Annotated in this window: 14 protein-coding genes; 12 read left to right on the top strand and 2 right to left on the bottom strand. The window is 66.5% G+C overall.

Annotated features, from left to right (window positions below; all coding sequences use genetic code 11):
• The first annotated feature begins 227 nt into the window (after positions 1-227).
• Together hflX and KTR40_RS06995 are read left to right on the top strand one after the other, a co-directional pair.
• On the top strand, positions 228-1808 hold the full coding sequence (hflX, locus tag KTR40_RS06990) for a GTPase HflX (protein ID WP_139028736.1): 1581 nt from the start codon (positions 228-230) through the stop codon (positions 1806-1808).
• Entirely contained in the window at positions 1801-3858 is a 2058-nt protein-coding gene (locus tag KTR40_RS06995) for an ATP-dependent DNA helicase (RefSeq protein ID WP_228405708.1), read from the top strand. The genes hflX and KTR40_RS06995 overlap by 8 nt, the downstream gene beginning before the upstream one ends.
• Positions 3859-3924: 66 nt before the next feature.
• On the opposite strand, the gene lexA is transcribed toward KTR40_RS06995, so the two are convergent.
• Positions 3925-4659: a transcriptional repressor LexA gene (gene lexA / locus KTR40_RS07000; RefSeq protein WP_228405709.1), complete on the bottom strand. Its 735-nt coding sequence runs from the start codon at positions 4657-4659 to the stop codon at positions 3925-3927.
• A 374-nt stretch (positions 4660-5033) separates the two neighbouring features.
• On the opposite strand from lexA, the gene KTR40_RS07005 reads away from it, so the two are divergent.
• The 8 genes from KTR40_RS07005 (at position 5034) to KTR40_RS07040 (ending at position 11286) form a co-directional block, all read left to right on the top strand.
• Complete coding sequence (locus tag KTR40_RS07005) at positions 5034-5402, top strand: LysM peptidoglycan-binding domain-containing protein (RefSeq protein WP_370633191.1); 369 nt, start codon at positions 5034-5036, stop codon at positions 5400-5402.
• Positions 5403-5509: 107 nt separating this feature from the next.
• Positions 5510-6628: a histidinol-phosphate transaminase gene (locus tag KTR40_RS07010; protein WP_228405710.1), complete on the top strand. Its 1119-nt coding sequence runs from the start codon at positions 5510-5512 to the stop codon at positions 6626-6628.
• Between the two features lie 59 nt (positions 6629-6687).
• Positions 6688-7314, top strand: coding sequence for an imidazoleglycerol-phosphate dehydratase HisB (hisB, locus tag KTR40_RS07015; protein ID WP_066274905.1), 627 nt, complete (start codon positions 6688-6690; stop codon positions 7312-7314).
• Positions 7311-8078: an imidazole glycerol phosphate synthase subunit HisH gene (hisH, locus tag KTR40_RS07020; RefSeq protein WP_228405711.1), complete on the top strand. Its 768-nt coding sequence runs from the start codon at positions 7311-7313 to the stop codon at positions 8076-8078. Before hisB ends, hisH begins: the two co-directional genes overlap by 4 nt.
• Positions 8079-8240 (top strand): hypothetical protein, encoded by a 162-nt coding sequence (locus KTR40_RS07025; RefSeq protein ID WP_171058961.1) that lies wholly within the window; start codon positions 8079-8081, stop codon positions 8238-8240.
• Positions 8241-8280: 40 nt separating this feature from the next.
• A complete protein-coding gene (gene priA, locus KTR40_RS07030; RefSeq protein ID WP_228405712.1) occupies positions 8281-9027 on the top strand; it encodes a bifunctional 1-(5-phosphoribosyl)-5-((5-phosphoribosylamino)methylideneamino)imidazole-4-carboxamide isomerase/phosphoribosylanthranilate isomerase PriA in 747 nt (248 codons plus the stop codon).
• 28 nt (positions 9028-9055) lie between these two features.
• Positions 9056-9943, top strand: a complete 888-nt coding sequence (locus KTR40_RS07035) for an SseB family protein (protein ID WP_228405713.1) — start codon at positions 9056-9058, stop codon at positions 9941-9943.
• Positions 9944-9996: 53 nt separating this feature from the next.
• A complete protein-coding gene (locus tag KTR40_RS07040; RefSeq protein ID WP_228405714.1) occupies positions 9997-11286 on the top strand; it encodes an MFS transporter in 1290 nt (429 codons plus the stop codon).
• A gap of 167 nt (positions 11287-11453) precedes the next feature.
• Here the strand turns inward: KTR40_RS07040 and KTR40_RS07045 are convergent, their stop codons facing one another.
• Positions 11454-11840: a DUF1844 domain-containing protein gene (locus KTR40_RS07045; RefSeq protein ID WP_139028745.1), complete on the bottom strand. Its 387-nt coding sequence runs from the start codon at positions 11838-11840 to the stop codon at positions 11454-11456.
• A gap of 388 nt (positions 11841-12228) precedes the next feature.
• Between KTR40_RS07045 and infC the strand changes: the two genes are divergently transcribed.
• Positions 12229-13269, top strand: a complete 1041-nt coding sequence (gene infC, locus KTR40_RS07050; RefSeq protein ID WP_255708712.1) for a translation initiation factor IF-3 — start codon at positions 12229-12231, stop codon at positions 13267-13269.
• Positions 13270-13387: 118 nt separating this feature from the next.
• Entirely contained in the window at positions 13388-13582 is a 195-nt protein-coding gene (gene rpmI / locus KTR40_RS07055; protein ID WP_009358635.1) for a 50S ribosomal protein L35, read from the top strand.
• Positions 13583-13683 lie beyond the last annotated feature (101 nt).

Genomic DNA, 13683 nt, shown 5'->3' on the forward strand with positions numbered 1-13683 from the left:
ACGACACTCGAAGGTCAGCCTCCCGCTGGACTTCCCGCCGTTTTTCCGGCTGTCCATCTCTGCCACGAATCGACGTCGTGGCATGTCCGCCGGCGCTGCCTCCTGCAGCGCCAGGCCCAACAAGCCAGGAGGCTTGGATGACCGCAGGCCGTCAGCCCAGCGCGAATACTTCACCAATCACCATCATTCGGCACTATTCTGGAACTGCCGAATCTTCAAAGGAGACCATGACCAGCCAGCCCAACACCGGATCAGATCCAGCCGCCCAGGACATGAGTCCTGCCGAAATCCAGGCTGTCATCGACCGGATTCTCTCCAAGGATGTACCGGCCAGGAACCTCAGCACGCCAGGCGGTGACGAGGGCCGTGACGGGAAGGCTATGCTCGGCAAAGCCCAGGCGATTTCCCGCCTGGACGAAGAACACACAACGTACGACGGCGACCAGCAGGACCTCGAGGAACGCCGCGCCCTGCGCCGCACAGCAGGCCTTTCCACTGAACTGGAAGACGTCACCGAGGTTGAGTACCGGCAGTTGCGCCTTGAGCGGGTGGTCCTGGCCGGCCTCTGGTCCGAAGGGACCCTGGCCGACGCCGAGAACTCTCTGCGGGAGCTTGCAGCCCTCGCCGAAACTGCCGGTTCCGAGGTCCTGGACGGGCTGGTCCAGCGGCGCGACAAGCCGGATCCCGGAACGTTCCTCGGCTCGGGCAAGGCCCTGGAGCTCCGGGACATCGTGATGTCCACCGGTGCGGACACGGTTGTGGTGGATGCCGAGCTCGCGCCCTCCCAGCGCCGGGGCCTGGAGGACATCGTCAAGGTTAAGGTGATCGACCGGACGGCCCTGATCCTGGACATTTTCGCCCAGCACGCCAAGAGCCGTGAAGGCAAGGCCCAGGTGGAGCTGGCGCAGCTGGAATACCTCCTGCCGCGCCTGCGCGGCTGGGGCGAGTCGATGTCCCGCCAGGCCGGTGGCCAGGTGGGCAGCGCGGCCGCCGGCATGGGTTCGCGTGGTCCCGGTGAGACAAAGATCGAGCTGGATCGCCGCCGCATCCGTACAAGGATGGCCAAGCTGCGGCGGGAGATCGCCGCAATGAAGCCCGCCCGCGAGACCAAACGGGCCAACCGCCGTCGTAATGCCGTGCCGTCCGTGGCGATCGCCGGGTACACCAACGCCGGCAAGTCCTCGCTGCTGAACCGCCTCACCGACGCCGGTGTCCTGGTGGAGAACGCACTGTTCGCCACCCTGGATCCCACCGTCCGCAAAGCGGAAACTGCGGACGGCCTCGGCTACACCCTGGCCGATACTGTCGGCTTTGTCCGTTCGTTGCCAACCCAGCTGGTGGAGGCGTTCCGCTCCACGCTCGAGGAAGTCGCGGACGCGGACCTCATCCTGCACGTGGTGGACGTCTCGCACCCGGATCCTGAGGGCCAGATCGCCGCAGTGCGCAAGGTCTTCAGCGAAGTGGACGCCCGGAAGGTGCCCGAAATCATCGTGCTCAACAAAGCCGACGCCGCTGATCCCTTCGTGGTGGAACGGCTCAAGCAGCGCGAGCCGCGGCACGTGGTGGTCTCGGCCCGTACGGGGGAAGGCATCGCAGAGTTGCTGAAGGCAATCAGCGACGCCATTCCCCGGCCCAGCGTCAAGCTGGAACTGCTCATCCCGTACGACCGCGGGGACCTGATGAGCAAGCTTCACGATTCCGACGCCGAGATCATCAGCGTTGACCACGTTGAGGCCGGTACCAGGGCTGTCGTGATGGTCCGGGAAGGCTTCGCGGCTGAACTGGAACCTTTCGTCAGCAATGACTGAGGCCGTGGCAGGAGAAGCCACGGAAACGGCCGTCGAGCAGTTCGTGATCGAACTGCTCGACCGGGCCGTGGCCGGCATGGGCGGGCAAAGCCGCGCCGGCCAGCATGAGATGGCCAGGCAGGTGGCCCGTGCCATTGAAACGGGGGACCACCTCCTGGTCCAGGCGGGGACCGGCACCGGCAAGTCCCTGGCATACCTCATCCCCCTGATCGCGCATGCCCTGCAGAGCAACAAGCCCGCCCTGGTGTCAACGGCCACCCTGGCCCTCCAGACGCAGATTGTGGGCCGGGACCTGCCCCGGCTGCTCAAAGCGATCACCCCCGCCTTGGACAGGCCGGTCAAAGTGGCCCTGGTCAAGGGCCGTTCCAATTACGTGTGCCGGCACAAGCTGGAAGGCGGCTTCCCCAGCGAGGAGCCAGCCGAGGGCCAGCTGTTCAGCCTGGGCGAGGACACCAGCGTGCCCCACTTCGCGGCAGCCGTGGGCGGCCCGTCGTCCCAGCTCGGCAAAGAGGTTGTGCGGCTCCGGGAATGGGCGGAGAAGACCCACACCGGGGACCGTGACGAACTCCTCCCGGGAGTGACGGACCGCGCCTGGCGGCAGGTGTCCGTGACTTCCATGGAGTGCCTGGGCGCCCAGAAGTGCCCCATGGCTGCGGAATGCTTCAGTGAGCTCGCGCGCCAGGATGCTGCGGAAGCGGACGTGGTGGTCACCAACCACGCGATGCTTGCCGTCAGCGCGTTCGAGGGCCTGGCCGTCCTGCCCGAGTACGACGTCGTGGTGGTGGATGAGGCCCATGAACTTCAGGACCGGGTCACGGGGGCGGTCTCAGGCCAGCTTTCCGTGGCCATGGTCCACGCTGCTGCTGCCGGCGCGCGGAAGCACACCGCCATTACCGTTGACGCGCTGAATGCCGCAGCCGCCAACTTGGAGCTTGCCCTGGCGGGCGTGCCGAACGGCCTGCTGCCGAACGGGCTCAACGACGAACAGCTGGACTGCGTGGACCAGTTGCGCGACGCCTGCCGTGCTGCCCTCTCGGATTCGAAGGGGGACAGCAGCACCACGGCCGACGGCGGCAGGCAGCTCGCGCGGTCCCGGCTCCTGCTCATCCTGGAACTTTGCGAACGGCTCCTCGCAGCCCGGGAGAACCGCGAAGTGGTGTGGTTCTCGCGCGCCAGTTCTTTTGACCCGGCGCAGGGATTCTCCCAGCCGGACGAGACCGCCCCCGCCTTGATCAACATCGCGCCGTTGTCCGTTGCCGGAAGGCTGCGGGAAGGGCTCTTCGCAGGCCACACGGTGGTGCTGACCTCAGCGACGCTGGCCATCGGATCGGCGTTCGAACCGGCCGCAGGCGGACTGGGACTGGTGGGTGACGGGGCCCCGAGCTGGACGGGCGTGGACGTGGGATCGCCCTTCGACTACCAAAAGCAGGGCATCCTCTATGTGGCCGGTCACCTGCCGAAGCCGGGCAGGGGCGGGTCGCCGGAAGCGCTGGACGAGCTGGAAGCCCTGATCCGTGCTTCAGGTGGCGGGGCGCTGTGCCTCTTCTCCTCCCGCCGGGCGGCAGAAGAAGCGGCCGAGGCACTGCGTCCCAAGCTGGGCATGACGGTCCTCTGCCAAGGTGACTCCACCATGACCGGCCTGGTGAAGCAGTTCGCCGACGAGCCCGATACCTGCCTGTTCGGAACCATGTCCCTCTGGCAGGGCGTGGACGTCCCGGGAGGCTCGTGCCGGCTTGTGGTGATCGACAGGATTCCTTTTCCGCGGCCGGACGATCCCCTTATGACCGCCCGTTCACGGGCCGTGGCTCAGGCCGGCGGGAACGGCTTTATGACGGTTTCCGCCACGCACGCCGCGATCCGGCTCGCCCAGGGGGCAGGCCGGCTGATCCGTTCCACCGGCGACAGGGGAGTGGTGGCCGTCCTTGACTCCCGGCTGGCCACCGAGCGCTACGCGGGGTTCCTCCGGGCTGCCCTGCCGCCGTTCTGGGCCACGACAGACCGGACGACGGCGATTGCCGCCCTGGAGCGGCTGGCCCGGGAAAACGCCTGAGCCGTCAGGCAGATTGAGCAGGCCGTGCCAGGGCAAACATGGCCTGGTGCGGGGCTGGGCAGGGCGTTACAGCGAGCGGAGTACCGAGACAACCTTGCCCATGATGGTGGCGTGGTCCCCAAGGATGGGTTCGTACTGGGTGTTCTGCGGGAGCAGCCACGTGTGGCCGTCGCGTTGGCGGAAGGTCTTGACGGTGGCCTCGTCATCGAGGAGCGCAGCCACGATATCCCCATTGGCCGCATCCTGCTGGCGGCGAACCACAACCCAGTCACCGTCGCAGATGGCTGCATCCACCATGGAATCCCCGGCCACTTTCAACATGAACAGTTCGCCCTGCCCCACCAGCTGCCTGGGGAGCGGCATCACGTCCTCCACCAGCTGGTCAGCAAGGATGGGACCGCCCGCCGCGATCCGGCCCACCAGGGGAACCATGGCTGTGTCCAGGGCGGTGGGCAGTTCGGTGACAGTGCCTGCGCCCGGTGAACGCGGGGCGGACGGCTGGCTTGCGGGCTTTGCAGCCCCGCCATCCAGGGTGAGTGGCATCAGGACCTCCATGGCCCGCGGACGCTTGGGGTCGCGGCGGAGGTAGCCAAGTTTCTCCAGCTGGGACAGTTGGTGCGTGACGCTCGAAAGGCTCGCCAGTCCCACGGTGTCGCCGATCTCCCGCATGGAAGGCGGGTACCCGTTCTCATTGACCGAACGCTGGATGGTTTCGAGGATCTTCTTCTGCCGTGGAGTCAGGCCCTTGGCGGTCCTCTTCGGTTGCGCGGTTCCCCTGCCCCCGGCGGCTGCTGCTGCCATATTCGCCAATGCCTTTCGGTTTCCGCCGGGCCGCTCCACGGCCAGGCCCTGGAAGGTCCCGTCCTTGAATGTCAGACCCTGCTGGTCGACTGTCCAGGTGGTTGTTCTTTGGTTCAAAACTAGGCCAGCCGCATTGCTTTTTCAAACATTTGTTCTAGCGAGTCTCGACAAGATTCGTTGATAGGTGCTAAAACTGAGGAAGCAAAGTTCGAATATATGTTCTACTCACCGCCCCGGTCATTCGAAGAGCAGGCCGGAAGGCCGCCGGGTGCAGGTGGTGGGGAGGACGTCCGGGCAGCACAGTACGGTCCAGGAGGGCTCAGATCATGTCAGCTACATCTGTTTCGCGGGGTTCACGCCAGCAGCTGCTTTCGGTGCAGCAAATCCTGTCCGAGTCCGAGATCCGGCAGGCCGAACGGCCGGCGCCGCTTCCGCCGCTCCGCCTGACGCGCCGCGGCCGCATCGTGCTGATCGGGATTCCGCTGGTCATGCTGGCGGCCCTGCTCCTCTCCCTGGCGGGCTTCTTCAATGCCCCGGCCAAGGCGTCGGAGTCTGCTGCTGATCTTGCTACCACGCCCACTGTCACGGTCACCGTCCAGCCCGGCGAGTCGCTGTGGGGCATTGCGGCCAGCGTCGCACCCGAGCGCGACCCCCGGGACGTCGTGGCGGACATCGTCCAGCTCAACAACCTGCCTGCCGGCGCGGTCTTCCCCGGCCAGCAGCTGTTCGTGCCCGCCACCTAGCCCCCGGGCATCATGCCTGTCCGGCAACGGAAGGGGCGCAGCACGCCGAGGGCGAACAGGGAGCCGTCACATTTTCCGGTGTCCGGCGCGGGCACTAAACTGTTCAGGTGAATGACCAGCTAGAGCGCCTGAACCGGCTTCCCCTCCGCAGCAACCTCCGTGGGCTTACCCCCTACGGCGCGCCCCAGCTGGACGTTCCAATTCTCCTGAACGTCAATGAAAACACCCACGGGGTCCCGGCGGACGTCAGGGCAGCCATCAGCGCAGCGGTGTCAGAGGCGGCAGCCGGCCTCAACCGATACCCGGACCGGGAATTCACGGACCTGCGGAAGGCGCTGGCGGAGTACCTGGGGCACGGGCTGGACGAATCCAACCTGTGGGCGGCCAACGGCTCCAACGAAGTCCTGCAACAGATACTCCAGGCCTTCGGAGGCCCGGGACGCACGGCGCTCGGATTCCCTCCCACGTACTCCATGTATCCCCTGCTGGCCAGCGGAACAGACACCGAATACATTGTGGGCGAGCGGGCCGAAGGCTACGGGCTGAGTGCTGAATCCGCAGCGCGGCAGGTCAAGGAGCTGCAGCCCAACATCGTCTTCCTGTGCTCACCCAACAACCCCACGGGAACCGGCCTTGGGCTGGACGTGGTGGAAGCCGTCTACGAGGCCGGCGAGGCAAGCCAGACGATCGTGATCGTCGACGAGGCGTACCACGAGTTTGCGCATGACGGAACGCCCAGTGCGCTGACGCTGCTGCCAGGCCGGGAACGGCTGATCGTCTCGAGGACCATGAGCAAGGCGTTCGCGCTGGCCGGCGCACGCCTCGGCTACATGGCGGCAGCCCCCGAAGTTACCGATGCACTGCGGCTGGTCCGGCTTCCGTACCACCTTTCCGCCATCACGCAGGCCACCGCCCTCGCAGCCCTCCAGCACCGGGAGGCGCTGATGGCGGATGTGGAAGACATCAAACGGCAGCGGGATCGCATCGTCTCCGAGCTGACGCGGATGGGCCTCAAGCCTGCCGCCTCAGACTCCAACTACGTATTCTTCGGCGGCCTGGAGGACCCCCACCAGGTGTGGCAGGGGCTGCTGGAGGCCGGCGTTTTGGTCCGGGATGTGGGAATCCCCGGGCATCTCCGCGTCACGGCCGGAACTGAGACCGAAACCACAGCCTTCCTGACCTCCCTCGAAAGCATCCTTGCCAGCCAGGCCAAGCTTCCCGCCTAGACTGGAAGAACCGGCGCTGGACGCCCGAACCACCCCTTCTGCCCAAAAGGACCCCAAGCATGAGTACCACCGGATCGAATGTTGCCGCGGCCCGGACCGCGCGCATGGAACGTGCCACCAGTGAGTCCTCCGTGCTCGTGGAAATCAACCTTGACGGTACCGGCACCTCGGACATCGACACGTCGGTGCCGTTCTACGACCACATGCTCACCGCGCTCTGCAAGCACTCCCTGATCGACATGACCGTCAAAGCCACCGGTGACATCCACATCGATGTCCACCACACGGTGGAGGACGTGGCCATCACCTTCGGCGAAGTGCTGCGCACCGCCTTGGGGAACAAAGCAGGCATCCGCAGGTTCGGAGAAGCCACCGTTCCCCTTGACGAAGCACTGGCCCACGCCGTGGTGGACGTTTCCGGGCGTCCGTATCTGGTGCACGGGGGCGAGCCTGCCGGCCAGGAATACCACCTCATCGGCGGCCACTTCACCGGATCCCTCACCCGCCACGTCTTCGAAGCAATCACCCTGCACGCCGGCATCTGCCTGCACATGAACGTCATCGCGGGCCGGGATCCCCACCACATTGTCGAGGCCCAGTTCAAGGCCTTCGCCCGGGCACTGCGCGCAGCCGTGGAACCGGATCCTCGCGTTGAGGGAATCCCGTCCACGAAGGGTGCGCTGTGAGCGGGCAGGTCCTGCGGGACGGCGCCATCGTCGACCCCTCGGCCTCCCGGAAGCTGCCCTCGCCTGAAGGCAAGCCCACCGTGACGGTCCTGGACTACGGTTCCGGTAACGTCCGGTCCGCAGTGCGTGCCCTCGAACGCGCCGGCGCGGAAGTCATCCTCAGCTCCAAGCCCGAGGACGTCCTGAACGCGGACGGCCTGGTGGTTCCCGGCGTCGGCGCCTTCGAAACGGTGATGCGTGAGCTCAAAGCGGTGGACGGCATCCGCCTCATCGGCAGGCGGGTGGCCGGCGGCCGCCCGGTCCTGGGTATCTGCGTGGGGCTCCAGGTGCTCTTTGAGGCAGGCGTCGAACACGGCACGGAGGCGGAGGGTATCGGTGAATGGCCGGGCAAGGTGGAGCTCCTGCCCGCTGACGTGGTGCCGCATATGGGCTGGAACACCGTGAAGGTGCCGGAGGGATCCAAGCTGTTCGCCGGCGTCGAAAACGAGCGGTTCTACTTTGTGCACTCGTATGGCGTGCAGGAATGGAACTTCGATGTTGTCCAGCCTCGGATGGCCGCACCCCTGGTTACCTGGTCCGAGCACGGCGGCCCCTTCATTGCTGCGGTCGAAAACGGTCCGCTGTGTGCCACCCAGTTCCACCCGGAGAAGTCGGGTGACGCCGGCGCCCGGCTGCTGCACAACTGGGTGCACAACCTGAAGAAGCCTGCTGCCGGTGCCGCGGCGCCCGCCGGCGTCCCATCAAGGGAAGACGGCACCGCCTAGATGTGGTGGTCCGTCCTCCTGATGGGGCTCGCCGGCCTGCTGATCGGCGGCGCCCTGTCATTCAGGCAGCAGCACAAGCCGCTCTGGACCCAGATATCGTTCTACGTTTTGGCGGGCATGTCCCTGCTCGCTGCCTACCTGCTCACCCTGCCCGGCAACTGACCGGCAGCTGGCCACACTGACCCCGACCCGAAGGATTGACATGACCACCGCAACCGATCTGCCGGTTCTTGAACTGCTGCCCGCCGTCGACGTCGTCAATGGCCAGGCCGTCCGGCTGGTCCAGGGGGAAGCGGGCAGTGAGACCAGCTACGGCACCCCGCTGGAAGCCGCCCTGAACTGGCAGCAGCAGGGTGCCGAGTGGGTGCACCTGGTGGACCTCGATGCCGCATTCGGCCGCGGCTCGAACGCGGAACTGCTCCGCGACGTGGTGGGCCGTCTGGACATCAAGGTGGAACTTTCCGGCGGTCTCCGTGACGACGAAACCCTCGAAGCGGCCTTGGACCTCGGCGTGGCCCGGGTGAACCTGGGAACCGCCGCGCTGGAGAACCCCGAATGGACGCGCCGGGCCATCGAACGCTTTGGCGACAAAATCGCCGTCGGACTTGATGTCCGCGGCAGCACGCTCTCCGGCCGGGGCTGGACCAAGGAAGGTGGGGACCTCTGGGACGTCCTGGGCCGCCTCGAGGAAGCAGGCTGCAGCCGCTACGTGGTCACGGACGTGACCAAAGACGGCACGCTGCAGGGACCCAATGTAGAACTCCTCCGCCAGATGGTGGAAAAGACAGGCAAGCCGGTGGTCGCGTCAGGCGGCATTTCCAGCCTCGACGACCTGAAGGTCCTCCGTTCCTTGGTGCCTTTGGGTGTCGAGGGTGCCATCGTGGGCAAGGCCCTCTATGCGGGCGCTTTCACGCTGCCCGAAGCGCTCGACGTCGCCGGCCGCCGCTAGGCCGCCCCGGCGCAGCAAAAGGCAAGCGATGGCCAGCAACGAAACCGGACCCGGGGTCCCTCAGCAACGACACCTTCCCGGCCATATCGCCGCCGCGCTGGCAGGTGCGGGAGGCGTTGCCGACTCCGCCGGGCAACCGTGGGCCGGACGCAGCCTGGCCGGTGAACACGCCAAAATCCATAACTTCGAGGACGACGACGGAACGGCCAGCGGCGCCTACCTGGCCGCCATAGCAGCGCTCCGGGAAGGGACCGGGGACGAAGCAGGCGTAGTGGCGTCACTCGCCAGCGCCCGGGTCTTCATCCCCATCGTCGCCCAGCTCGCAGAGGATGCCGAGGGCGCCCTCGGCCTGAGCTCCGACAAACAGGCGGACATGGCCCTGGTAACCCTCAAAGCCGCCGACGGAAGGACGGCAATGCCCGCCTTCACCACCACGGCTGCCCTGGCCGCCTGGCACCCGGACGCCAGGCCGGTTGCCGTCTACGCTGCCCGCGCGGCGCTCTCGGCCGTCGCCGAGGGCGCCGAGCTGCTGGTCCTTGATCCGGGCTCCGAGTTCACGTTCGTGGTGCGCCGGCCCGGGGTCTGGGCCCTGGCGCAGCAGTACGGGTGGGTCCCCTCCTACGAGGACGGAGAGCTGGCGGAAGAGATGGTCCGGGCCGCTGCGGGGTTTCCCGCAGTGCGGAGCATCGACCTGGTGCCGGGCAGGGGAGTGGCCGCCCGCGCCGCCGATGGGACCGTGGTTGCCGGCGGCGGCCCGGGGCCTGAACTGCAGGTTGTGCTCTACCTTGAAGACGGCCTTGATGCGGCCGGAGTGCAGGAACTCGTGGCAGGCCTCCAGGCGCAGTGGTCGCGGAATGTATTGTTTGGGGAGCGCGTCGACTCGATTGAGGTTAAGTTGAGGCGCGCAGACCGCTAGCCGCAGTCAGGCGGGGTGATCCCCGGCCCACTGCGGCAGACGTGAGGATCACCGTGAATTTCGCTCTCTACCGGGAGTTGCTCGCCGTCGGGCCTGTCCGCAGGCTGCTGCTGGTGGGCATGGTTGCCCGTATTCCCCATTCCGCGGCCGGCGTGCTGCTGACCCTGCACATCGTCCTCACCCTGGACCAGGGATATGCCGCCGCGGGTGCTGCTGCCGCCGTCATGACCATCGGCATTGCCCTTGGTGCACCCTGGCGCGGGCGGCGCGTTGACACCGTGGGCCTGCGCGCGGCACTGGTCCCGTCCGTGATCTCTGAAACCATTATCTGGTCGGTGGTTCCGCATGTGTCGTACCAGTGGCTCCTTCCCCTGGTGTTCGTGGGCGGGCTGCTCACGCTCCCTATCTTCAGCGTGGTCCGCCAGTCCCTGGGCGTTCTGGCGGACGGCGACCAGCGCCGTACCGCCTTCGCCCTCGACGCGATTACCACCGAGATAGTGTTCATGATCGGCCCCGCTGCGGGCGCCATCGTTGCCACCAGCGGGTTCACTGTGCTGGGCCTGACCGTGGTGGGCGTCTCCACGTCTCTTGCCGGCCTGTTCCTGATGTGGTTCAACCCGCCCACCCGGAGCGCGGACCAGGCCGGGGAATCCACTGCCGACGAATGCCGTGCGGCAGAGGCCGCCGTAGTGACCGCCGCCCCCGCGCACTTGCAGGAGGCAGCGGCGGAACTGGCGCCGGCGGAAGCCCGGGGCAGCGCTGGCCTGCGCGGCAAAGTGGCGCACAATTTCGCATGGTTCACCTCCGCCGTCGGCGCTGTTTTTGCGGTGGCAGCCGGTGCCGGCATGGTCCTGAGCGGGACGGACGTGGGCATTGTTGCCGCCCTGGAGACGGGCGGGCACCAGCGCGACATCGGCATCGTGTTCGTCTTCTGGTGCGCGGCGTCGGTAGTGGGCGGCCTGGTGTACGGCGCCATGCACCGCCCAGTCCCGCCACTCGTCCTGCTGCTGGGGATGGCGGCACTGACCATCCCCATGGGATTCGCCCACGACACCTGGACCCTGGCCTTCGCCTCGCTCCTGCCCGGACTGCTGTGCGCGCCCGTGCTGTCCTCGGCATCAGAAAAAGTGGCTGACCTGGTCGCCGAGGACCGCCGTGGGGAAGCCATGGGCTGGTACGGGTCCGCGCTGACGGCAGGCGTGGCCCTGGGTGCACCGCTCGCCGGCGTCTTTATCGACGGCACGGGCCCCTCCGGAGGGTTCGTATCGGTGGGGGTTGCAGGGGTGCTGCTCTGCTTTGCGGGGCTGGTCCTGCAGCAGCGGCGGCGGCGCGCAGCGGTGTGAGCACTCCCGCCCATCGATTGCTCCGCAAATGCCCTTTTGGTCCCGCAAAACGGCAGTTACGGAGCAATCGATGAAGGGGATGGGACGGCCTGAGCCTGGAAAGCGCGACGGCGGGCCGACCTTTGGAGGTCGGCCCGCCGTCGCGGACTGCTGGGGGAGAAGTTGCCTTAGTTGACCGCGCCGGTGTACTTCTCGCCAGGGCCCTTGCCGGGCGCATCGGGGATCAGCGACTCTTCGCGGAATGCCAGCTGCAGCGACCGCAGGCCGTCACGCAACGGCCCTGCATGCTGCGAGCCGATCTCCGGGGCGGCGGCCGTCACCAGGCCGGCCAAGGCCGTGATCAGTTTCCGTGCCTCGTCCAGGTCCTTCAGCTCCTCGGCGTTGTCCTCGGCCGCCAGCCCCAGCTTGACGGCGGCTGCGCTCATCAGGTGGACGGCTGCCGTGGTGATGACCTCGATTGCCGGCACTTCGGAAATGTCGCGAACCTGCTGGGAGACATCGGGACCGCCGGCTGATGGCTCGAAAACGTGTGAATTACTGTCTGGGGTGCTCATACTGGTAAGCTTGACACAGACCGACTGGATGTCGTTATTTCAGAGATTGATCCCACGGATCAAGGTTCCCTCCGGCGCTGCACAGCGTTGTCGGGAATTTTTTCTGTAAGATGGCATGCAGTTTGCAAGCGGAGTTCTCTCCCACCCGCGTCAGCCGCTGTTCCGATTCATTTCGGGGCGCAAGGTTGCCGGGTACCTGGTTGGGCATGGAACCGGCGTCCGCCGGAACCGTGCGGGCAGTCCCTTGACGGGAGCTGCATCCGATCTTTCAGAGGCCTTCGATTGCTCCGGCAATTGGGGGCCTTCTCTATTTGCCGGAATCCACTACAAAAACAGGAGCTTTAACATTAGCGAGCCAAGAATCAATGAGCGTATCCGCGTCCCCGAGGTGCGGCTGGTCGGCCCTGCAGGTGAACAGGTAGGAATCGTCCGTATTGAGGATGCCCTGCGTCTGGCTGCCGAGTCCGACCTTGATCTCGTTGAAGTTGCACCTCAGGCGAAGCCTCCGGTGTGCAAGCTGATGGACTTCGGCAAGTACAAGTACGAGGCCGCGGTTAAGGCACGCGAAGCCCGGAAGAACCAGACGAACACCGTTCTGAAGGAAATCCGCTTCCGCCTGAAGATCGACACCCACGACTACGAGACCAAGCGCGGCCACGCACTGCGCTTCCTCGGCGCCGGGGACAAGGTCAAGGCCATGATCCAGTTCCGTGGCCGTGAGCAGCAGCGCCCGGAAATGGGCATCCGCCTGCTCCAGCGTTTTGCCGACGACGTCGCTGAAGTTGGCGTAGTGGAGTCCAGCCCCCGCATTGACGGCCGCAACATGGTCATGGTGGTTGGCCCCCTGAAGAACAAGGCCGAGGCCAAGGCGGAAGCCCGCCGCGCTACCCAGCGGGCCGAGGCGAAGGCGCAGAACGAAGCCAAGGCTTCGGGCCGCGTGGACACCTCGGGTGACGACCAGGCTCCGCTGACCCAGTCGCTGGCGGATCTGCTTCCGGAGGGTTTCGCCATCACTACGGAGCCGGAAACAGTAGCCGAGGCCCCGGCCCAGGAGCCGGCCGCCGTCGAGCCTGCTGCGGCAGAAGCTCCCGCGAAGGCAGCGGAAGCGCCCAAGCAGGAAGCACCAAAGCAGGAAGCCCCGAAGGCTGCGGCCTCCAAGGCAGCTGCTCCGAAGGCTGCGGCCTCCAAGGCAGCTGCTCCGAAGGCTGCGGCCCCCAAGGCTGCGGCCCCGAAGGCTGCTCCCGCACCCAAGGCCGCCGAGAAGCCCGCTGCGGCTGCCCCGGCTGCTCCGGCCGCACCCGCAGCAGCACCTAAGCCTGCAGCGGTTCCTGCTCCGCCGAAGCCGGTGGCCAGGCCTGCGGCACCGAAGCCTGCTGCCCGCCCTGCCCCCAAGGCAGTGCCGAAGCCGGCTGGCAAGAAGACCACTTAGTTCACAACTGCCTGGGGTTCCGTCCCCGGGCAGTCAGCAACCAGCATGCCGCCCGCAGGGGCGGCTGCGCGAGAGAGCTGCAGGCCCAGCCTGCGGATACGTAAGGAGATCGGTTCCCATGCCGAAGATGAAGACCCACAGTGGTGCCAAGAAGCGCTTCAAGCTGACCGGCAGCGGCAAGCTGCGCCGCCAGCAGGCCAACCGCCGCCACTACCTCGAGCACAAGTCCTCGCGGCTGACCCGTCGCCTTGCCGGCGACAAGATCGTCTTCAAGGGCGACGCCAAGGTCATCCGGAAGATGCTCGGCATCTAGTTTCCAAGTTCTTTGACTGACCACCACCTGGTGGCCGGTCACCTACCAAAAAGCCTTCTCAGGCCGCCGGGAAACCGGCAGTAGATGCTTGGGATCAGATT

Source organism: Pseudarthrobacter sp. L1SW (assembly GCF_020809045.1).
GTDB lineage: Bacteria > Actinomycetota > Actinomycetes > Actinomycetales > Micrococcaceae > Arthrobacter.

Coding starts and splice junctions, on each gene's coding strand:
- KTR40_RS06995 (WP_228405708.1), top strand. CDS start 1,801: ATGACTGAGGCCGTGGCAGGAGAAGCCACGGAAACGGCCGTCGAGCAG.
- hisB (WP_066274905.1), top strand. CDS start 6,688: ATGAGTACCACCGGATCGAATGTTGCCGCGGCCCGGACCGCGCGCATG.
- lexA (WP_228405709.1), bottom strand. CDS start 4,659: ATGGCAGCAGCAGCCGCCGGGGGCAGGGGAACCGCGCAACCGAAGAGG.
- KTR40_RS07045 (WP_139028745.1), bottom strand. CDS start 11,840: ATGAGCACCCCAGACAGTAATTCACACGTTTTCGAGCCATCAGCCGGC.
- priA (WP_228405712.1), top strand. CDS start 8,281: ATGACCACCGCAACCGATCTGCCGGTTCTTGAACTGCTGCCCGCCGTC.
- KTR40_RS07025 (WP_171058961.1), top strand. CDS start 8,079: ATGTGGTGGTCCGTCCTCCTGATGGGGCTCGCCGGCCTGCTGATCGGC.
- KTR40_RS07035 (WP_228405713.1), top strand. CDS start 9,056: ATGGCCAGCAACGAAACCGGACCCGGGGTCCCTCAGCAACGACACCTT.
- rpmI (WP_009358635.1), top strand. CDS start 13,388: ATGCCGAAGATGAAGACCCACAGTGGTGCCAAGAAGCGCTTCAAGCTG.
- hflX (WP_139028736.1), top strand. CDS start 228: ATGACCAGCCAGCCCAACACCGGATCAGATCCAGCCGCCCAGGACATG.